The organism is Chryseobacterium lactis, from assembly GCF_003815875.1.
Lineage (GTDB): Bacteria > Bacteroidota > Bacteroidia > Flavobacteriales > Weeksellaceae > Chryseobacterium > Chryseobacterium lactis.
On the sequence record NZ_CP033924.1, the window covers coordinates 4,786,423 to 4,804,856 of the forward strand.

Sequence of the window (18,434 nt, forward strand, 5' to 3'; positions counted from 1 at the left end):
ATACAAGGGTAAACCCCTGAATTGAAGGTTCTATAATTTTCAATATTATAAATTGATACATTTGTAAAAAAATATAGGTATGCCTGCGATTAAGAAAATCATATTCTTATTCATTACTTTTTTCACATTATCATGTAGAGAAAAAAAGGAAAATTTTTATTTTGAAAAAGTAACTCCGCCAAAAGAAGAGCCTACAAAAGTTTGGTTAAGAAAAAATGAAAACTATAACGCAGATAAAGAACATTACCTGAAAGTTTTTTTGGACTACTATCACAGTAAAATGGCTCAAAGTAATTATTCGGACGCTTCCAAAATTCTGGATTTAGTGACTACAAAATTTGTTTATTTTTATGATTTTGACTCTCGTCTTACCCAAGTTGTAAAAGAATTTGATGAAAAATATAGGAGTGAACTACCACCATTAAAAACAATTTACATTGATAGTTATTATGGCAATTTAGAATTTGACAGAGACCATCTCAATAAGGCTAAGGATTACTTTTTAAAAATTACAGCTTTAGAGCCGGTTGATTACAAAAGTTGTTACAAAATAGCTCGTGCTTATTATGATTTATCATATACTTATTTTGTTTTAGGGGATCTAAAAAACAGCATAGAAGCGAATGAAAAATCAAGAAACTACTCCATCAGAATCAGAGATCAGGAAAGTATAGCTTCTGTAGAATCGAATTATGTCAATATTTACAAAGCAAACGGTTCTTTTCAGAAGGCAATCGCAAGTGCGGATGAAGTGATAAAGATCTCTAAAGAAACCGGGAACACCTATGATTATTTTATGGGCAAATATAACAAATGTTCAGTTTATGGCTTTTTTAATAAGCATCAGTTAAAAAATGAATACATCCACGAAACTTACAAAGAATATATAGCCAGCCAATATGATAATGATGTACTTCTGCTCTGTATCTCTGATTACGAAATAGAAGCTTTCATTGAAGAAAATAAATTAAACGAAGCCCAAATAGTTTTAGACAGGATAAAGCCTGTTGCAGAAAAAAATACCTCTCAAAATTGGCAAAAGGATTACCTGGCGACTTTGGCTTTATATCAAATCAATAAAGATGTTAAAACGAGTAACACAAAATATATAGAACATTCACTACCCAATTTGCTTGAGCATAAAAACTACGAAAGAGCCAACCTGTTTTTCACTGTTTTATTGGAAAAAGCAATTCAAAGCAGAGATCCGGACAAGGTTGTTTTTTATAGTAATGAAGTTTACCGTACAAAGGATAGCTTATCGAGCGCCAAAAGTAAGCTGATCAATTTAGAACTTGCAGCAAAATATGAAACGAAAGAAAAAGAACAGGAAATTAAACTCCAACAAGAAACTATTATCAATAAAAATGCTGTTATTGTGGCTTTAATACTCGTTTTTATTACCTTGTTATTGGCAATTATTATTTATTATTTAAAACAAAAACAGAAGAAATTGTCTTTAGAAAAAGAACGATCATTACAGTTTACCAAAAACCTTCTGGATAAAACCGAGGAAGAACGCAAAAGAATTGCCTCTGACCTCCATGATAGTGTGAGCCATGAGCTATTATCGCTTAAGCATTCGTTTGAGGTAAGCCAACTTCAATTAAACGAAAAGGTGGATAGCATTATTAATGACATCAGAGCCATCAGCAGAAATTTACATCCTGTTCTTTTTGAAAAAATAGGACTCGAAGCCAGTTTGGAGCAATTCATAGAACGTATCCAAAATACACATCGTTTTATGATCACCTCCGAAATCAATTATCAAAATGGCCTCACGACTGAAAAAGAATTACAAATCTATAGAATTGTGCAGGAAGCTGTTTCAAATATTATAAAATACGCAGATGCTATCGCAGCAAAAGTAATTTTAACTGAGAATAAAGACACCGTTATTTTAGAAATTATTGATAATGGAAAAGGTTTTAATGTAAAGGAAACGCTGGAAAAAAAGGATGCTTTCGGTTTACACAATATGATAGAAAGAAGCAAAGCAATTGGTGGACAAGCCCATATCACGTCAACTGATAAAGGCACAAAAATAGTAGTTCAAATAAAAAAATAATAACATGAAAATTCTAGTTGCAGACGATCATCCTTTAACCCTGAATGGAACTGTTTCTTACCTTACCAATTTGGGATATAACGTAGTGAGTGCCTGTTCTAATGGAACTGCAGCACTTAATTACATTCAGATTTATTTGCCGGATGTAGCTGTTTTAGATTTAAATATGCCGGGTTTGGACGGATTGGAAGTGGCCAAAAAAGTAATGGAAAATAAATGGCGTACTAAAGTGATCATCCTTACCATGCACAATGAAATCGGCGTTCTGAACAAAGCAAAAGAATTTGAAGTAGATGGTTATATTTTAAAAGAAAAAGCGGCTCCTGATTTGGAAAGATGTATGAAAGAAATTGCTTTAGGAAAGAAATATTATTCCGGGACATTACTTCAAAATTACACGATAGAACACACTGATGACCTCGGCAAAATCAATCTATTAACCCTTTCTGAAAGAAAAATAATAGAATTAATAGCCGGTCAAAAAACCAGTAAGCAAATTGCAGAACTTCTTTTCCTATCCGAAAAAACAGTAGAAGGACACCGTACCAGAATTATAGAAAAACTGGGTATTCTCAAAGAAAAAAATGCATTACTGATCTGGGCTATACAGAATTATAAGAAACCCTTGTAGACTTAAAATAATTATTAAAAATGAAAGATATCTTTCGCCATATCATAAGCACTGTCAAAATGGAACAGATTCTGATGAACATCCAATTTCTCTGATTCCGTAAAGTGAAAATACCACAAACCAACTTGGAAATGCAAAAAAAACAATAAATTACAGCAGACAACCATTTGATAATTGTTTCTTTTTTTCACCCATAAACAATTATTTATCAGGCTTTTATAACCTGAAGTCTCATGTTTGACACAAGCATAGAAATACATGGATGTAAATTGATTTTTTTTCTTATCAATACTTTTGTCTTGAAACAAAAGTATTCAAAAATTCAAGACTGGAATCATCCGCTAAAAATTGACATTGACTCCTAAAATTTCCAAACTCGAATGGAATCAAATGGTTCTTCTTCGACTCAAAATATCAGCCATGCTCAGACAGTGGAAATTTTTTAACGGATTCAATCTCAATTTTCTTAACGCTGCTTCTTCCTAGGTCAATTAAGAACAACCCATTTAGTCTGTTTGTTCTTAATCACAATCTTTCTGTTTTAAGGTAAAATTTAAATTTTCCCCAACTTTTGAGACTGATTCAAAATGCTTAGCCTGTTTGAAATCAACAGTCTGAAATTGCCTCTGTACTGATCTTTAATACTCTATCAAAATTTAAAACAAAAAAATCCCGGATTAACCGGGATTTTCATTTCTTATATTGAAATTTATTTTATTTCTACAGGAACTGAGATTTTATCCCAATCCATTGTGAATCCATTACTGTTTATTTTATACACTAAGGTTTCCTGTGTTGCCGGTAAAGCTTTTGTTTTTACATCAACACGTAAAGCATCTTTAGCTTCTTCGTATTTATAGGCGCCCCATTGTTTTGGCTCTTTGTTAAAAATGGCAGTCCAGGTTCCGGATGCCTTAGGAATTAAGAAAAAGCTGTATTTACCTGCAGGCAGTTTTTTACCTTGAACGGTTATATCTTTATCCGTTTCAAAAGTTGTTGCTTCATTAGCCCCTGCACGCCAAACTTTATCATAAGCTTCTAACCCACCCCAGATGGTACGTCCTTTAACAGAAGGGCTGCTATAAGCTATCGTAATGGTTGCATCTTTAATTTTTCCCGTTGCTGTAGCCGGAGGGCTGGCAGGTTTTTTAGTGTCCTGAGCAAAGGCATTCACTGAAATTGTCATTGCAGCAAAAAGCATAGTAGCAGATTTAATCATTGTTTTCATACTATTTTTATTTATTTGTTTAGTTGTTGTTTATTTGTTTACGAATTTAATGCTTTCGGCTTATAAAACAATAACCCGATTGCAGAAAATAGAATGACTGCCGCTGCGCCAATTACATTAAGCCAAAGGAAAGAAACGATATCAAACTGATAAACGGCAATCACCGTAATTTCTGATAAAATGGCAGCAATAAATACATTGGGGCCAGTGATTTTTTTATAGTAAAATGCAACAAGAAAAATCCCCAATATTGGACCGTAGAAAAGAGAGCCTAATACATTAACCGCTTCAATGAGGGAACCCATTTGAGTCGCAAACATGGCAACGCCGATGGAGAAAATACCCCAGGCTAAAGTGTGCATACGGCTATACTTCAGTTCGGTGGCATCATCAGGAATATCTTTTCTGAATATCAAATGAACATCTTTCAATGAGCAGGCGGCAAGGGAATTCAGCGCTGCGGAAATGGAACCCCAACTGGCCAGAAAAATAACAGCAAACAATAAACCTATCATTCCTACAGGCAGTGTGTTTTTCACGAAATACAGGAAAATATAATTGGTATCCGTTTTCTCCGCATTATAGTTTGAATTGTTGATCGCTTCCTCTACCCTTCCGTGAAGTGCTTTTACTTCGGTTTGTGTATTTTTAAAATCCTGAATTGTTTTATTAAGTTCTGGCGAATTAGTTTCTTTTAATTTTAAAATCTCTTTAGATTCTGCATTAAATTTGAGTTGTAAATCCTGATGTTCTTTTTCAAAAAACGCAGCCTGTTCAGGTTTTGTTTCCTTTAAATATTGATAAGATCTTTCATTAAAATAAATGGGAGCCGGTTTTAGAGAAAAGAAAGCGAAAAGCAAAGCACCGATCAGGAGAATAGAAAATTGCATCGGAATTTTAACTAATCCGTTCAACAGCAAGCCCATTTTTGCATTGGTATTGTCTTTCGCCGTAATATACCTTCCGACCTGACTCTGGTCTGTACCGAAGTAAGAAAGGGCCAGAAAAAAACCACCAATCAGCCCGCTCCAGATATTGTATTTATCTTTCCAATCGAATTCTGTGGTGATGACATTGAGCTTTCCGGATTTTCCGGCCAGATAAAGTGCATCGTTAAAACCAATTCCGTTCGGCATATTCTGAATAAGCAGATACCCTGCAAAAGCCATGGTTCCCAGAATAATGAGAAACTGTAATTTTTGGGTGTGAGCGATCGCTTTCGCACCGCCAACATAGGTATAAATCAACAGAATACCACCTGTTAAAACATTCGTTAAGTAAATATTCCAGTTTAAAACACTTGATAAAATGATACTCGGGGCGTAAATGCTGATTCCCGTTGATAAGCCTCTTGAAAAAAGAAATAGCAGTGAAGTGAGTACTCTTGTTTTTTTATCAAAACGGTTCTCCAAATATTCGTAAGCGGTGTAAACATTTAAGCGCTGAAAAATCGGGATAAAAGTGATGCAGATCACAATCATCGCCAAGGGTAAACCAAAGTAATACTGAACGAAACGCATCCCGTCTGTATACGCCTGGCCCGGTGCTGAAAGAAATGTAATGGCACTTGCCTGCGTAGCCATAATACCGATAAGCACAATATACCAGGGCATTTTATTATCTGCTTTCAGGTAAGATTCATTGCTTTTTTGGCCACGACCGATGAATACGCCGTACACCACCACTGCAACAAGTGTAAAAATAAGAACTGTCCAATCTATAGTACTCATGCCCAGAATTTAGTAAACCAATAATAAAATGCGATCTGCAATACTAATGCAACAGCTAATAGTATGTACCAGATATTCCAGTTTTTAAGTTGCTTGTTCATCAGTTTTTCTGTGCAGATAAAAAGTTAAAAAATAAACGTGCCGCACCCACATTTCCTGCAGGCAACTGTCTGAAAAATGCCAACGGTGTATAAATAAAATTACCCTTTCCGTATTTGGCATATAACGTTGATCCCTGAAGAGGTTCTTCATCTGTATCATGCATTTCAAAAAGCGGTTCATACGTTGCATCCCATTGAGCAGGGAAATAGGCACCACGCTCCTGTACCCAGCCTTTAAAATCATCCGCAGTAATTTTGTTCGGAAAGTTCAGTAATTTATGATTTGGATTTAAAAACTTAACGGCTGCATTTTCTTCGGTAACCCTCTTATTGGCAATACTGAAATTGTACATTCCCAATTGGTCAACGGTGGTATCCTGGTTGGTGTTGTACTGCATCACCAGATTACCGCCAGCTTTTGCATAAGACCATAAAAAAGGCATCCAACGACCCAGCTTTTTCTCCGTATTATTGGCACGAACACCAAGTACGATGGCATCATATTGCGATAGCTTGTTTTGGCTACCGTTTTCTATGTTGCCATAAAAATCTTCATCTTTTAACACGTCTACCTGAATACCTGCAATGCGTAGAAACTCAGGAATGAAATCGCCCGCACCTTCTATATACCCCACTTTTTTAACCTTTGCCTGAATATCACCTTTCATTACGGTTACCGTGGCAGGCGCAAAATATTGTAAGGATGGTAAATGCGGGTACTGAATTAATATTTGTTTTTTATTATATGTGACTCCATCTGCAACAAAATTGGCATCCAATTGCAAACGAGATGAATTAATTGAAGCAAGCTTAGTTTTTGGAATAACGTAATCGATGGTAATATCTTTCCCATTAATTGAACTTACATCAGTACCGCCTAATCGCTCTCCATTATACATCAGGTTTAGAACTCCTTTATTGAACTGTTTGTTAGAATTAACCTTAACATTTAAACTCAAATGTAAATCTTCATTTTCTTTGACCAAATAAAGGGGTTGTGTAAATTTCAGTTCCAATGCAGGAACAATACGCAAGGCTTCAACTACATCACCGCGTACTGGGTCTAGTTTCTTGAACGATAAAGGAAGTTTAACCTGAAAATTTTCCGAACCGATTTTTAAACCAAGTAAAACATTCAGTGGCGATTCTGCCTCAGGCAAACCGACTAAAGTATCATTTGGAACAGAGAAAGTGGCCGCATTCGTAGGTGGTTTTGCTAGCCAGTAAGGTTCTGTGAGTGCTGCATCAGCAGGAATCTGGATGTCATGCTGAATAGTAATTAAAGAATCTTTTGATAGTTTTCTGTTGAAACTTTCTGACTGCCCTAACCATTTTACATGGTCTAAAACGACAAGATTGGCAGCTCTTGAAATCAAATTTAACCTAAAATTATAATGATCCCCGGCAACAGCTTCAGCCTGATTGGTAACCACCTCGCCCATAAATCCGGCACAGCTTAAAATAATTTGGTCAAGAGATTTAAGTTTATCCCTTTTCAGATCTCCATCTTTCAACGTCATAACCTTTTTTCGCAAAGCAAGCAAAGCAGGCAAGCTCTGATCTGGCTCGTTGAAATTGAAAGCGGAAATAATTGTATCTAAAGACTGGTCAATGTCAGTATTTCCTTGTGAAGTCCAGGTTTTCACTACTCCATCAAAAAGGGTCGTTTTTGCTGGCTCGCCAATAACGTGACTAAAATATTCAGTTCTGATGCCGGCCACAGATTGTGTTCCCGCACCCTGGCTTTTATGCAAACTTCTGCTTAATCCTGCCAATTCACCGTAGCCCATTCCCAGTTGCGCATCATATTGCCCAACGGTAACTTTCAGTTGATTTTCAGCTGTCGTATTAACCCCACCAAAACGGAAAGTATTCCACAGTACACGTTTGGGCTGCCATGTATTAACATATTTTAGTTGATCTGGAAAAGCATTTTTATCACCTGCGAGCTTAAAAGCTTTTTCCGCAACCACAGCCGAAGCCGCATGTTGTCCGTGACCAGCCGCAGCAGTAGGAGGAAAACGACAAATGATAACATCAGGACGGAATTTACGGATTACCCAAACTACATCTGCTGTAATGCTGTCTGCATCCCATTGTTTAAAGGTATCGGTCGTATTTTTAGAGAACCCGAAATCAATTGCCCGGGTAAAAAACTGTTGGGCACCGTCTAACTTTCTTGCCTCTAAAAGCTCATGCGTTCTGATTAAACCCAATGCAGGTCCTTGCTCTGTGCCTAGTAAATTCTGACCACCATCCCCTCTGGTTAAAGACAAATAGCCTGTTTCTACATTCTGGTCGTTGATTAACCAGGAGAGTAATCCTGTATTTTCATCATCAGGATGAGCCGCAAGGTATAAAACTTTAGGCAGATGCTTCAATGTTTTGAGTTCGCGGTAAATTTCAGATGATTTGGAAGGCCGAACCTGCTGGGCCGAACAAAAAACCGCATAAAAGCCAAGAATAAATACAGTACTTACTTTTTTGAACATTTGAATTTGCTTTGCGGGGCAAATATAAGTAAATCATCTTTCTTTCAAACTTAAAAGAATCAAACTGTGAATTTCACAAAAAAAGCCGTTTAAACTTTTGATTAAACCACAAAAGGCCAAAAGATTTTAGACACTTTAGTTTATTTTAGTGACATGCTAAATACTGAGAAGAGCACTTAAGTTTAAAAAAATCAAAGATTCTTATTATTCTCACAGATGCCCCCCAGATTGAGCAGATTTTTCACCCATAAGAATTCTGAGATTTTTTGGGAATTATCGGATCAAACCTTATAGGTTTTTAATATGCATGAGTTTTAAAACCTATAAGGTTTAGCCTGTTTATACAATCAACGTCGTCTGCAAAATCTGCGAGAGAAATCATACACAACCATCCATGAAAATTGCGGAGCTGTGGAAAACTCCTTCAATCACAAACCCAAGGTTCGACAAATTTAAAAGGAATCCAAGGATTGATAATCATGTATACATTTTTTCCAAATAAAATTTAAACAGGTTCTTATGTTTTTCTAATTGTATTCCGCGTAAGATAGATATAATTAAACATACAAAATGTGGCGACCGCCCCAAAAGTATGCCATAAAAAGTGGGTTCCGAAACTCAACCATTCCCATTTATCGGCTATACGAAAAGTAAGTGCGAGAACAAACGACAATAAAGCAAAGCCCACCCATTTACCAGCTTTCCATTGGGTATAGATTAAATAACTCAATACTGAGAAAAGGACAAATGAAGCCATGATTGCATAGTTTATGTTGATAAAAAGAGAAGTGTTATCTATCAAAATCCAATTTCTCAAAGCAAACATGAGCACCAGATATATAAGAACCGTTACTACAGCATAGTACCATCTGGTAATCTGAGCTACAAAATAAAATCCGGCAGATAAACAGAGCAACATGATGGGCAGCCAATCCATCATAATGAATACCGGCCATTGTCTGAATGAATGATAAATAGTTCCTCCTATGGCGCCAATATATAATAAAACCAGGCAGTAGGTTAAAAAAGGATATTCTTTAAAATTACCTCTTATTTTAATGGTCCAAAAAATGGCTATGGCTAAAAATAATACAGCAGTGAGTGCATTTAACGGCTCAGGGAAAAACTGAGCCATATCTGTTTCTTTATATAACATGCCTCCGTCCGGAGGTAATAGGTTTATTGGCATTGTCTTTACTATACTTCTTCTAAATATAGAAAAATTATGACATTATATACCCGGATGTGCCCGATTATATATTATAAAAATGTTAATTCTATTTCTTACACCAATAAACCAGGTTGATTATAAAACAAATATTATTTGATTCACTACATTTAAATGTATAGTATCCTATTTTAATTTCATAAGAATTACATTTGTATTTCTTCTTAAAAACCATGGACAAATACAGCTTTTTGGAAATAACAGCATTTGCAGGAATATTTTTAGTGCTTCTTCTTGCCCTGTTTTTACTTACTGTTAAAACAAAGTACAAACTAAGAAATTGCCTTCTTGCTTTTTTTCTCTTTACAAATGCTGTAGATGCCTTAAAATTTTTGCAGCGCGAATTTCCGGTTAATTATATCAACCTCGAAGCGTTTCGCTGGAGTATTGTTTATTTGGTTCCGGCATCGTTTTATCTCTATGTATTGTCCGTTTGTTACTACAACTTTCGATTAAAACGAAAACATTTACTGCATGCGATTCCGTTTGTTGCTTACAATTTGTATTTGATGTGGGGAATTTATTTTGTAGACAGAGCCTCGAAAATAGATTTTATCAATGGCATGAATGATATGCCTCTCATGCAATTTTTTCAATTTCTTTTCGAATTTTTGTTTCAAGTCTATTTTATTGCTTCATTTCTGGTGATCAGAAAATCTAAAACGGTGTATCTCGAAAATTATACAAACCCCAATATTTCCATCCTTAACGCGCTATATACCATAACAATTCTATATTATGTCTTACATTTTATAGTTTTGATAAGATGGCTGGTCACTTTTATTTTTGGGCTGGGTGAGATCCGGGCTTGGATTGTAATGCTTGATGGGTTTGCATTTTTATTTTGTACGTGTTGGTATCTATTTGTTGCATTAAATAATCCTGAGTTTTTCCGAGGAGTGAATTCTGATCTGAAACCTATTACAGAAGTTGTTCCCAAACAAAAAAGCACCTCATTAATAGTTGAGGAAAAAAATGAACAAATCGAATTTTTAAAAAACTTTATGGTTGAAAGAGAACCTTATCTGGATTCCTCATTAACCATTCAGGATTTATCAGAACAAGTAAAAATGTCCGTTAAAGATTTATCTACTTTGATTAATTTGTATATGGATAAACATTTTTTCGATTTCGTTAATGAATATCGAATTGAAAAAGCAATGCAAATCCTAAAAGATCCGTCTCAAAAAGAACTGACTGTTTTAGAAATCTTATATTATGTTGGTTTTAATTCAAAATCTTCGTTTAATACTTCTTTCAAAAAATATACAGGAAAAACACCAACAGATTACAGAAAACAAGCTTTGTAAAATCAAATTATTTTCAGAAAATGAGTTCGATTTTTTTTAATCGGTCGCGTCCTGTGACTTTCTGATGCATATTTGCATCAAAAAAATTAAATTCAAAAAAACTCATGAAAAATATAATTGTACCCTTTCTTTTTCTTTTTTCAATATCTGTATTTTCACAGAAAAGCGAGAAAAATATTCAACTCGCTACGCAACAAAAAACAGATACCACAGGTGATAAAATGAAAAAAAGACTCATCAGCTCAATTGATTCCTTAATGGCAAAATCCTATGAAAGAGGCTTATTCAATGGAAATGTCCTTATTGCTAAAAATAATAAAGTCATCTATCAGAAATCATTTGGTTTTACTGATGAAAAAAGACAAACCCATCTAAATGATAAGTCGATATTTAATATTGGATCCATTGCAAAGGAATTTAATGCTGTTGCCATCATGATTTTAGTTGAACGTGGTCTTCTTCATCTTGATGACAAGGTTTCCAAATTTAATTTAGGGTTACCAAAATGGGCTGAAAAGGTCACTATAAGACATCTTATTAATTATGCCAGTGGCATGCCCCGAATAGAGTCAGGGTTAACGATCATCAATGATGAAGGTGCATGGAAGATTTTGAAAAGCAATGATACCTTATTGTTTGAACCGGGAACCGGCTACAGGTATGATAATGGCAATGTCTTTTTGCAAAGAAGAATCATTGAGAAGGTTACCGGAATATCATTCGAGGAATTTGTTATTAAAAATATTGTGAAACCATTGAAAATGACCAATTCGGTATTTGAACCTAAATTGGGTTATAAAAACCGAACATCCTGTTATGATATGGATAATGTCCGATGCCCGGAACTAAAATTTATCAGCGGATGGCTTTGGGTAGACATCAATGATCTTTATAAATGGATTGATGCATTGAATTCTAATCGATTAATTTCCAAAGAATCTCTTCAAACTTTGCTGAATAACCCATATGCAAAAGATGAAGGTGGGTCACTTGGCAGATACTTTGAAAAAGAAGACCTACAACGACACAATGGAGTTTCTTATAAATTTGAATCCATCTATTTAAATGATTTTAAAAATAATATTACAATAATTCTGGTGTCTAATAATCTAAACAGAGTGTGGGATCTGGGACATATTATTCACAACTTAATGTTGGGAAAAGAGTATGAAATTCCTAAAAAATCTATTTATCAGGAGATCAGAAAGGAATCTCTCGGTGACATTATTAAAGCTATAGAAACATACTATGTACTCAAAGAAAAATCTAAAAATGAATATAGCTTTGAGAACCCAGGTGAGCTTAATAAGCTAGGATATGAACTATTAAGAAGTGGAAATGTAGATGCAGCCCTTAAAATTTTCAGTCTTAATGTCTCTGAGTTTCCCGGATCAGCTAACGTTTATGACAGTCGTGGCGAAGCCTACTTCAATAAAAAAGAATATCAATTATCAAAAAACGATTATCAGAAATCATTAGAGCTGGACCCAACCAATAAGAATGCGAAGGAAATGATTTTGAAAATCGACCCGCTTTTGTCCACTAAAAAATAATCCTGCTTTTAGGAGTTGGGAAGGTAATTATTTTCTCGCTGGACTAAACAAATCAAATCATCTATAAACGTGTAAGAATGTGATTTAAATAAAAATTTGAATACTGTCTCTTCAAGTTCTCTTGATAACCAAAAAAAGTGCTTACGATTTAGAATTTTATCAAGAAAAATCGACGGGTATATTTTAAACCTTGAACAATCTATCAGACTCACGTATAACCATTTATATTTAGCTATACTATAATTTGTTTATATATTCACGATATTAAAACCGATTGAAATAAAATAATGAATACAAATATCTATATATCAAAAAAAAATCATCTTATTTTAGAGAAAAATAGAATTGACAGGATTTGATACAAATAGCATTAATCAAACTTAAAACACTGAAATTAAACACATTACAAGCCAACTTCCAATTCACATATTGTAATAGAATATTACTAATTAATTAATTTTCTTCAATTATAAGGGCGTTTTTTTATTTTTTCATTAAAAAAAGTTATATTTGATTTACCCAAATAACACCTTAATATGAAAACAAAATTTACACAATTCAGTGCTATTCTGATTTCCGGATTCTCGTTTGCCCAAGTAGGCTTCAATACGACTATACCAAAAACAACTGTGGATGTATCTGCTAAAAGAGATAATTCAGGAGTGATTACGGATAACACCCAAACATTCGGATTGCAGGCTCCGAGGCTTACAAGAGCTGAACTTACTGTAAATACCGCAACTTATGGCAGCGATCAGAGAGGAGCATTGATTTATATTACGGATGTTACCGGTGGAGATGCCACAGGACAGCGTATCAATGTTACTGCTATGGGCTATTATTATTTTGATGGAGCAGTATGGCAAAGACTTACGGAAGCAACAAATACCATCGCTCCCTCAATTTCCGCATTACAATGTACTACGGCTTACTTAAATCCTTCTACGTATACTCCCGGTACTCCTTTCAATGGAAACCTGAGAATTACCTATAACCAGGGAAACGGAGGTTCGTATAATTCAGGAGCTCCTTTTACAGTGAACGGATTAACCTTCCAGCTAAGACCTGGAACTTTAGAGTTTGGTGATGGCGAATTGGTATTCTCAGTCACTGGGACTCCTACCACGGCTAATGATATGACTCTTCCTATGACCAGTACTGCAATTCCTTTCCTAACAGCTGGACAAAACTGCACCGCTACAGTGGGAAATACCAGCCGTGCAGACATTTCATCTGTCGCTGTGATGGGATATTCTACCCTAACAACTGATCCCAACGGGAAACAGGCCTATACTTTCCCTCTTGCTACCCCGGATGGTAAGTATTCGATCAGGGTAATATTTGATACCACAAGTGGTACAACCGCTGCAGTTCCTAATGTACAATTGTTTAATAATACAGGCTCTACCGTTAATCTGTATTGGAATTATAATACCGAATATGGTGGTTATATTGGTTCAGCGGTAACAACCAACAATATTACTTCAGGAGTTTGGGGCGGTATGGCAGATTCATCAACTTCCTGGGTTCCTCAAGGCACAGGGCCAATAGGAACCGCCTACTGGGGGAACATAGGGATTATAGATGGAGCCAGTGGCGGACCTGAGCATAGAAGATACACCTGGATAGACAGTAATCCTTCTTCTAAAACCGCTTATACCGCAACTATTATGGCAGGAGCGCCTACTTCAGGCAGTGCCCAACCCAATCTTACTAAAATATTCATAAAGCTAGAGCAAGTAAGAGCACAATAATATACAATGCCCCTTTTCAGGGGCATTTTTTCTTGATTAAATATATTGAACCATTAAGATTTTTTAAGGGTTTAAGAAAAGTTAAGGGAACAGCTAAAGCTATTTTTAAGCGAACTGCCCTATCCATCTTTGATAGATCTTAACTTTCCTTAAAATCTTCATTTTTCTTAATGGTTTAAATACTACCCTCTTTTTTCAAACCAGAAGCTATTCAATTGTTTAAGGTCCATATTACATAAACTTCTTATCCTGAATTGATGTCAGCCATTTTCTTTTCTCTCTTTCTTTGAATGATAAGGTGTGCCGCATCCAGCATTTTAACCGTATGAATGTAGGGCATCACGATATTTCTTTCCGGTAGATTTTCATAGACACCCATGGAGAAATAGACGATTCCGGACATAAAATAATCAAATTCTTTGAGGGTGTATGCTCTGAATGCTTTTTTGAAAACCAGCACCGGATTCCGGTATTCCTTCTCAGAAAGCAGGCCAAGAAGCCACGGGGAAATCTTATCCGGTTGGGTATCAACAGTCCATTTTCTTTCCTTTAGCATCATGAGATATCCTGCCCGGATCAATGACCTCATCGACTGATGAAACTGGAAGATGACCGCCGGATCTTTATGGATCCAGCTATTTCTCTTTACCGCATAGTTCACTAAGTTACTAAGCATTTCTTTGGAATCATCCAGCTCATTGAAGTGGAAGAAAGTTTCCATCAGCTGCAACCCTGAGTGCTTTTTGTCTGCCCGAAACCGAGTATCGAAATATGTTTTTATCTTTTTCATGAGGTTGTATTTTTTTATAAATGTAATAAAAGAAATTCAATTACGGTCGATCGACCGTAGTTTTTTATTATTTAATTATTTCATTTGTTTTATGACAGATATAAACGAGAAAATTTGTTCATACATTACAAAAAAATGGTTGATACCTTGGCTTCAAGAAGGCAAGTCACAAAATTCTTTTGCCAAAAATCATGGTGTAGAAGAAAGTACCATTAGAAAAATTAAAAGTGAAGAAACATACAGAATACCAGTCGAAACACTTTTTAAACTATGTGAAGCAAGAAAAATTAGTTTATCTGATTTCTTTAAACTTATAAATGAATAATCCTGACGAGAGTTGGGATTTTTTTGTGATTAAATTTTCGCAATCTTTAAGAAATTCCGTGATAATACTGATCGAAAATTTTAGGGAGATTTTTATTTTTGGTGTTTACGGAAAACCATAAAAATCAAAATATATTAATTTATATATTTGGTATTATATTACATTTTAACTAAAACTAAAAAACTATGGGCAGTACAGGATCTGGAAACTTTTCTGATTTTCAAGGACATAAGAGCAACAACCCTAACCAAGGTGGCAGCTCAGTTAATTCTGAATGTGGTAAAGCCTTTTCTACAGACTTGGAAGATGTTGAAATATCAACATATTACACCACTAACAATAAACTACCAGAGGTAAATTCTAAAATTAGCATATCATTCAATGGAACGCGAATTGTAGCTTTATTAAATGATTATGAAATTGGAAATTTGCCTACAAAATTTAATTATTTAATAGCATGCTTACAAGATTACAATTATGTCGGAATCATATCAAGCACAACTATAACCCCCATTTCAACAGTAACAATTAATGTAACGCCTAATGAATAATATTTGTCTCTTAGGAGATATCATGGTAGATGTTACATTAAAAAACAGCAAGGATGACCTTAAAATGCGGTTAGGTGGTATTATTCACTCAGCTCGAGCTCTATGGGCAGTATCTAATAAATATGAAATAGCTTACATATCGCCTGAATATTTAGATGAAAGAATAAAAACATTTACTGAAACCCTTGGAAACCCAGTTACATTTAAAATAGCAACAACCACAAACTCTCCAAATATAATTTTAATAAGTGAACCAAAAGAGATTGGTGACCAAGGTTATGAATTACTTCTACGTGATGAAATAATTTTTGACTATAATAATGATCCAGTTATAACTGAAAATCGGATATTAATAACTTTAGGTCAATTCGACATACAGGAAGTACTATCTAAAGTAAAAAATAAAAAACAAAAAATTAGTCTAGAATTAGGCGAAAATAGTATTGAAGTTCTAAAGGTAACTCAAACAAGATTTGAGAATATTTATGTATCCACATCATCAAAAATTTTTAAAAAGTTTATAACTAATAATGATAATTTTTCTTTTGAGGAATTTGCAAGTTTCTTTGAACCACATTGTAATCAACTTATATTAAAAGAAAACAGAGGAGGAACTAGATTATATTCGTTCAATGAAAAAAAGGTATATCAAGTTTCATCGCAAACAAAACCTGTCGTACATTCGGTAGGAGTTGGTGATGTATTTAATGCTATTTTTGAATCTGAAATTTATAATAATATATTTGATAATTTAACCATCGCTTCTTTTATAGCCATGGAATATGCTTCAACTACTTTTCCAAATAATTTCAAAGAAGCCGTAAATCGTTATATGGAGATACCGATTGAAAATCTAAGAAATCTCACAGGAATAACTTTAAATTGGGAAAAGAGAAGTAATATAAATATTTACTTAGCAGCCCCTGATTTTGATTTTGTAGATACCAATCACATAGATTTATTATTTCAGGCTTTACAATATCATAATTTTCGTCCTAGAAGGCCAATTAAAGAAAATGGCCAAATGAATGAAGACGATAGTGAAGATCAGAAAAAACAAATTTATCAAAATGACATGAAAATATTAAATGAATGTCAGCTTATGATTGCGACTCTTTTATATAATGATCCTGGAACACTAGTCGAGATAGGAATCGCATCTGAAAAAAGAATGCCTATTATCATCTTTGACCCCTATGATATTGCTAAAAACTGTATGTTAACAAATTCTGTTACTTTTATTTCAAATAATATGGATGAAGTAGTCAGTGAAGTATTTCAATTAAGCTCTAAATTATGATGAATCTAAATGAAGGTGTAATCCTTGTATCTGGAGGTTTAGACTCTACAACTCTATGTTATTTATTTATAAAAAATAATATAAACTTCACTCCATTGATAATAAATTACGGTCAACATTGTTTTGATAAAGAATTACAGAGCCTAAAAGTAGTTCTTCCCGAAAAACATTTGAATGACCTTGAAATAATAGATATTTCAGATATATATAAGTTCTCTAATTCAAAATTTATCAATCCTGCAAATTTATGGGAAGATAATATTACTGCGGATGATTTATATATTCCCTATAGAAATGTATTGCTATTAACCGCTGCAGCATCTTTTGCAAGAACTTTAAATTATAATTCTGTTTATTCAGCTTTTATTAATAGTAACCATGCAAAAGAAATAGATTGTTCAAATGAATTCTTTAATAACCTTGAATCTTTGCTTAGTGAATATGGATCTGTTAAAATTGAAATGCCTTTTAGAAATTTGTCTAAATTTGAAGTCGCAAAACTTGGTATAGAATTAAATGCTCCTATAGGAAAAACTTTTTCATGCCAAGCATCACCCATAATACCTTGTGGAGCATGCCCTAATTGTGTTGATAGGCTAGATGCATTGAAAAGAATTAAAGATGAATTATAATATAGAAATAAATAATTTAATAAAGTTTATTGAAAACAATCCTGATTTCAATATAATAAAGAGTAACATATGCTTTTATAATAACCATTTAGGAGCTGTGTTGGCTGATATAATTCTCCAAGCGGGGTTAAATTATAAAACAGTTGTATTTCCTCGGGTATTAAATATTTATAAAAATTATGAATCAGCAAATGATTTAAATGGCTTAATTACTATTTTAGAACAAACAAACATATCAGAGTTTTTACAGTGGAAAAACGAAATAAAAATATCTAGGTTTAAATCTGTTATAGAATATTTAGTAGAAAACAGAATATCTGACAGCTACGATTTATCTATTCATCTGCAAAATCCTATCCATGCTAATGAATTTTTAAATATACAAGGTATTGGTAATAAGACTTTAGATTATTTCCTTAAGTTGATGAATGTAGAAACAATAGCTGTTGATAGGCATATTATAAATTTTTTAGTAAAAGCTGATATCGAATTTGTAAATTATAATTCAGCAAAAAAAATTGTAGAATATACAGCCGATATTTTAGAAATATCAAGAAGGGATATGGATTATAGTATTTGGAAATTTATGTCTAATAAAAATAAGCCACAAATACTGGAATTAGAATTTTAAAACTTCTATAATACAGTTAGTCAGTTCCTCTGTTCACTTTAACCTCCCACCCTTGGAGCAAGTTTAAAGGACATGAGCTTAATTATCAATTCAAAGTCGGAAGATTTTAT

Annotated in this window: 15 protein-coding genes; 10 read left to right on the plus strand and 5 right to left on the minus strand. The window is 34.1% G+C overall.

Annotated elements, in window-relative coordinates; translation table 11 throughout:
- The first annotated feature begins 79 nt into the window (after positions 1 to 79).
- Positions 80 to 2,068 (plus strand): tetratricopeptide repeat-containing sensor histidine kinase, encoded by a 1,989-nt coding sequence (locus tag EG342_RS21400; protein WP_103289699.1) that lies wholly within the window; start codon positions 80 to 82, stop codon positions 2,066 to 2,068.
- Positions 2,069 to 2,072: 4 nt separating this feature from the next.
- Complete coding sequence (locus tag EG342_RS21405) at positions 2,073 to 2,699, plus strand: response regulator transcription factor (protein WP_103289702.1); 627 nt, start codon at positions 2,073 to 2,075, stop codon at positions 2,697 to 2,699.
- A gap of 709 nt (positions 2,700 to 3,408) precedes the next feature.
- On the opposite strand, the gene EG342_RS21410 is transcribed toward EG342_RS21405, so the two are convergent.
- From EG342_RS21410 to EG342_RS21425, 4 genes are all read right to left on the minus strand, one after another.
- A complete protein-coding gene (locus EG342_RS21410; RefSeq protein ID WP_103289708.1) occupies positions 3,409 to 3,927 on the minus strand; it encodes a DUF2911 domain-containing protein in 519 nt (172 codons plus the stop codon).
- A gap of 38 nt (positions 3,928 to 3,965) precedes the next feature.
- The gene (locus EG342_RS21415; protein ID WP_103289710.1) at positions 3,966 to 5,657 is read right to left on the minus strand and encodes a sodium:solute symporter family protein; all 1,692 of its coding nucleotides are present in this window, start codon (positions 5,655 to 5,657) and stop codon (positions 3,966 to 3,968) included.
- A 100-nt stretch (positions 5,658 to 5,757) separates the two neighbouring features.
- Complete coding sequence (locus EG342_RS21420; RefSeq protein ID WP_103289714.1) at positions 5,758 to 8,250, minus strand: PIG-L family deacetylase; 2,493 nt, start codon at positions 8,248 to 8,250, stop codon at positions 5,758 to 5,760.
- A gap of 517 nt (positions 8,251 to 8,767) precedes the next feature.
- Positions 8,768 to 9,439 carry a hypothetical protein gene (locus tag EG342_RS21425; protein ID WP_103289717.1) on the minus strand — a complete coding sequence of 224 codons (672 nt, stop codon included), beginning with the start codon at positions 9,437 to 9,439 and terminating at the stop codon, positions 8,768 to 8,770.
- A 212-nt stretch (positions 9,440 to 9,651) separates the two neighbouring features.
- Between EG342_RS21425 and EG342_RS21430 the strand changes: the two genes are divergently transcribed.
- The 3 genes from EG342_RS21430 to EG342_RS21440 all read left to right on the plus strand — a co-directional run bounded on the left by EG342_RS21430 (position 9,652) and on the right by EG342_RS21440 (position 14,095).
- Positions 9,652 to 10,788 carry a helix-turn-helix domain-containing protein gene (locus tag EG342_RS21430; RefSeq protein WP_103289720.1) on the plus strand — a complete coding sequence of 379 codons (1,137 nt, stop codon included), beginning with the start codon at positions 9,652 to 9,654 and terminating at the stop codon, positions 10,786 to 10,788.
- Between the two features lie 104 nt (positions 10,789 to 10,892).
- Positions 10,893 to 12,341 carry a serine hydrolase domain-containing protein gene (locus EG342_RS21435; protein WP_103289722.1) on the plus strand — a complete coding sequence of 483 codons (1,449 nt, stop codon included), beginning with the start codon at positions 10,893 to 10,895 and terminating at the stop codon, positions 12,339 to 12,341.
- A 536-nt stretch (positions 12,342 to 12,877) separates the two neighbouring features.
- Positions 12,878 to 14,095, plus strand: a complete 1,218-nt coding sequence (locus EG342_RS21440; protein WP_103289723.1) for a hypothetical protein — start codon at positions 12,878 to 12,880, stop codon at positions 14,093 to 14,095.
- 244 nt (positions 14,096 to 14,339) lie between these two features.
- Here the strand turns inward: EG342_RS21440 and EG342_RS21445 are convergent, their stop codons facing one another.
- On the minus strand, positions 14,340 to 14,885 hold the full coding sequence (locus EG342_RS21445; RefSeq protein WP_103289726.1) for a hypothetical protein: 546 nt from the start codon (positions 14,883 to 14,885) through the stop codon (positions 14,340 to 14,342).
- Positions 14,886 to 14,976: 91 nt separating this feature from the next.
- Here EG342_RS21445 and EG342_RS21450 point away from each other — a divergent pair, with 91 nt between their 5' ends.
- The 5 genes from EG342_RS21450 (at position 14,977) to EG342_RS21470 (ending at position 18,324) form a co-directional block, all read left to right on the plus strand.
- On the plus strand, positions 14,977 to 15,210 hold the full coding sequence (locus tag EG342_RS21450) for a helix-turn-helix domain-containing protein (RefSeq protein ID WP_103289729.1): 234 nt from the start codon (positions 14,977 to 14,979) through the stop codon (positions 15,208 to 15,210).
- A gap of 185 nt (positions 15,211 to 15,395) precedes the next feature.
- A complete protein-coding gene (locus EG342_RS21455) occupies positions 15,396 to 15,761 on the plus strand; it encodes a hypothetical protein (protein WP_103289732.1) in 366 nt (121 codons plus the stop codon).
- A complete protein-coding gene (locus tag EG342_RS21460; protein WP_103289735.1) occupies positions 15,754 to 17,061 on the plus strand; it encodes a nucleoside 2-deoxyribosyltransferase in 1,308 nt (435 codons plus the stop codon). Before EG342_RS21455 ends, EG342_RS21460 begins: the two co-directional genes overlap by 8 nt.
- Positions 17,058 to 17,693, plus strand: coding sequence for a 7-cyano-7-deazaguanine synthase (locus EG342_RS21465; protein ID WP_213083892.1), 636 nt, complete (start codon positions 17,058 to 17,060; stop codon positions 17,691 to 17,693). Before EG342_RS21460 ends, EG342_RS21465 begins: the two co-directional genes overlap by 4 nt.
- Positions 17,683 to 18,324 carry a hypothetical protein gene (locus tag EG342_RS21470; protein WP_103289737.1) on the plus strand — a complete coding sequence of 214 codons (642 nt, stop codon included), beginning with the start codon at positions 17,683 to 17,685 and terminating at the stop codon, positions 18,322 to 18,324. The genes EG342_RS21465 and EG342_RS21470 overlap by 11 nt, the downstream gene beginning before the upstream one ends.
- Positions 18,325 to 18,434 lie beyond the last annotated feature (110 nt).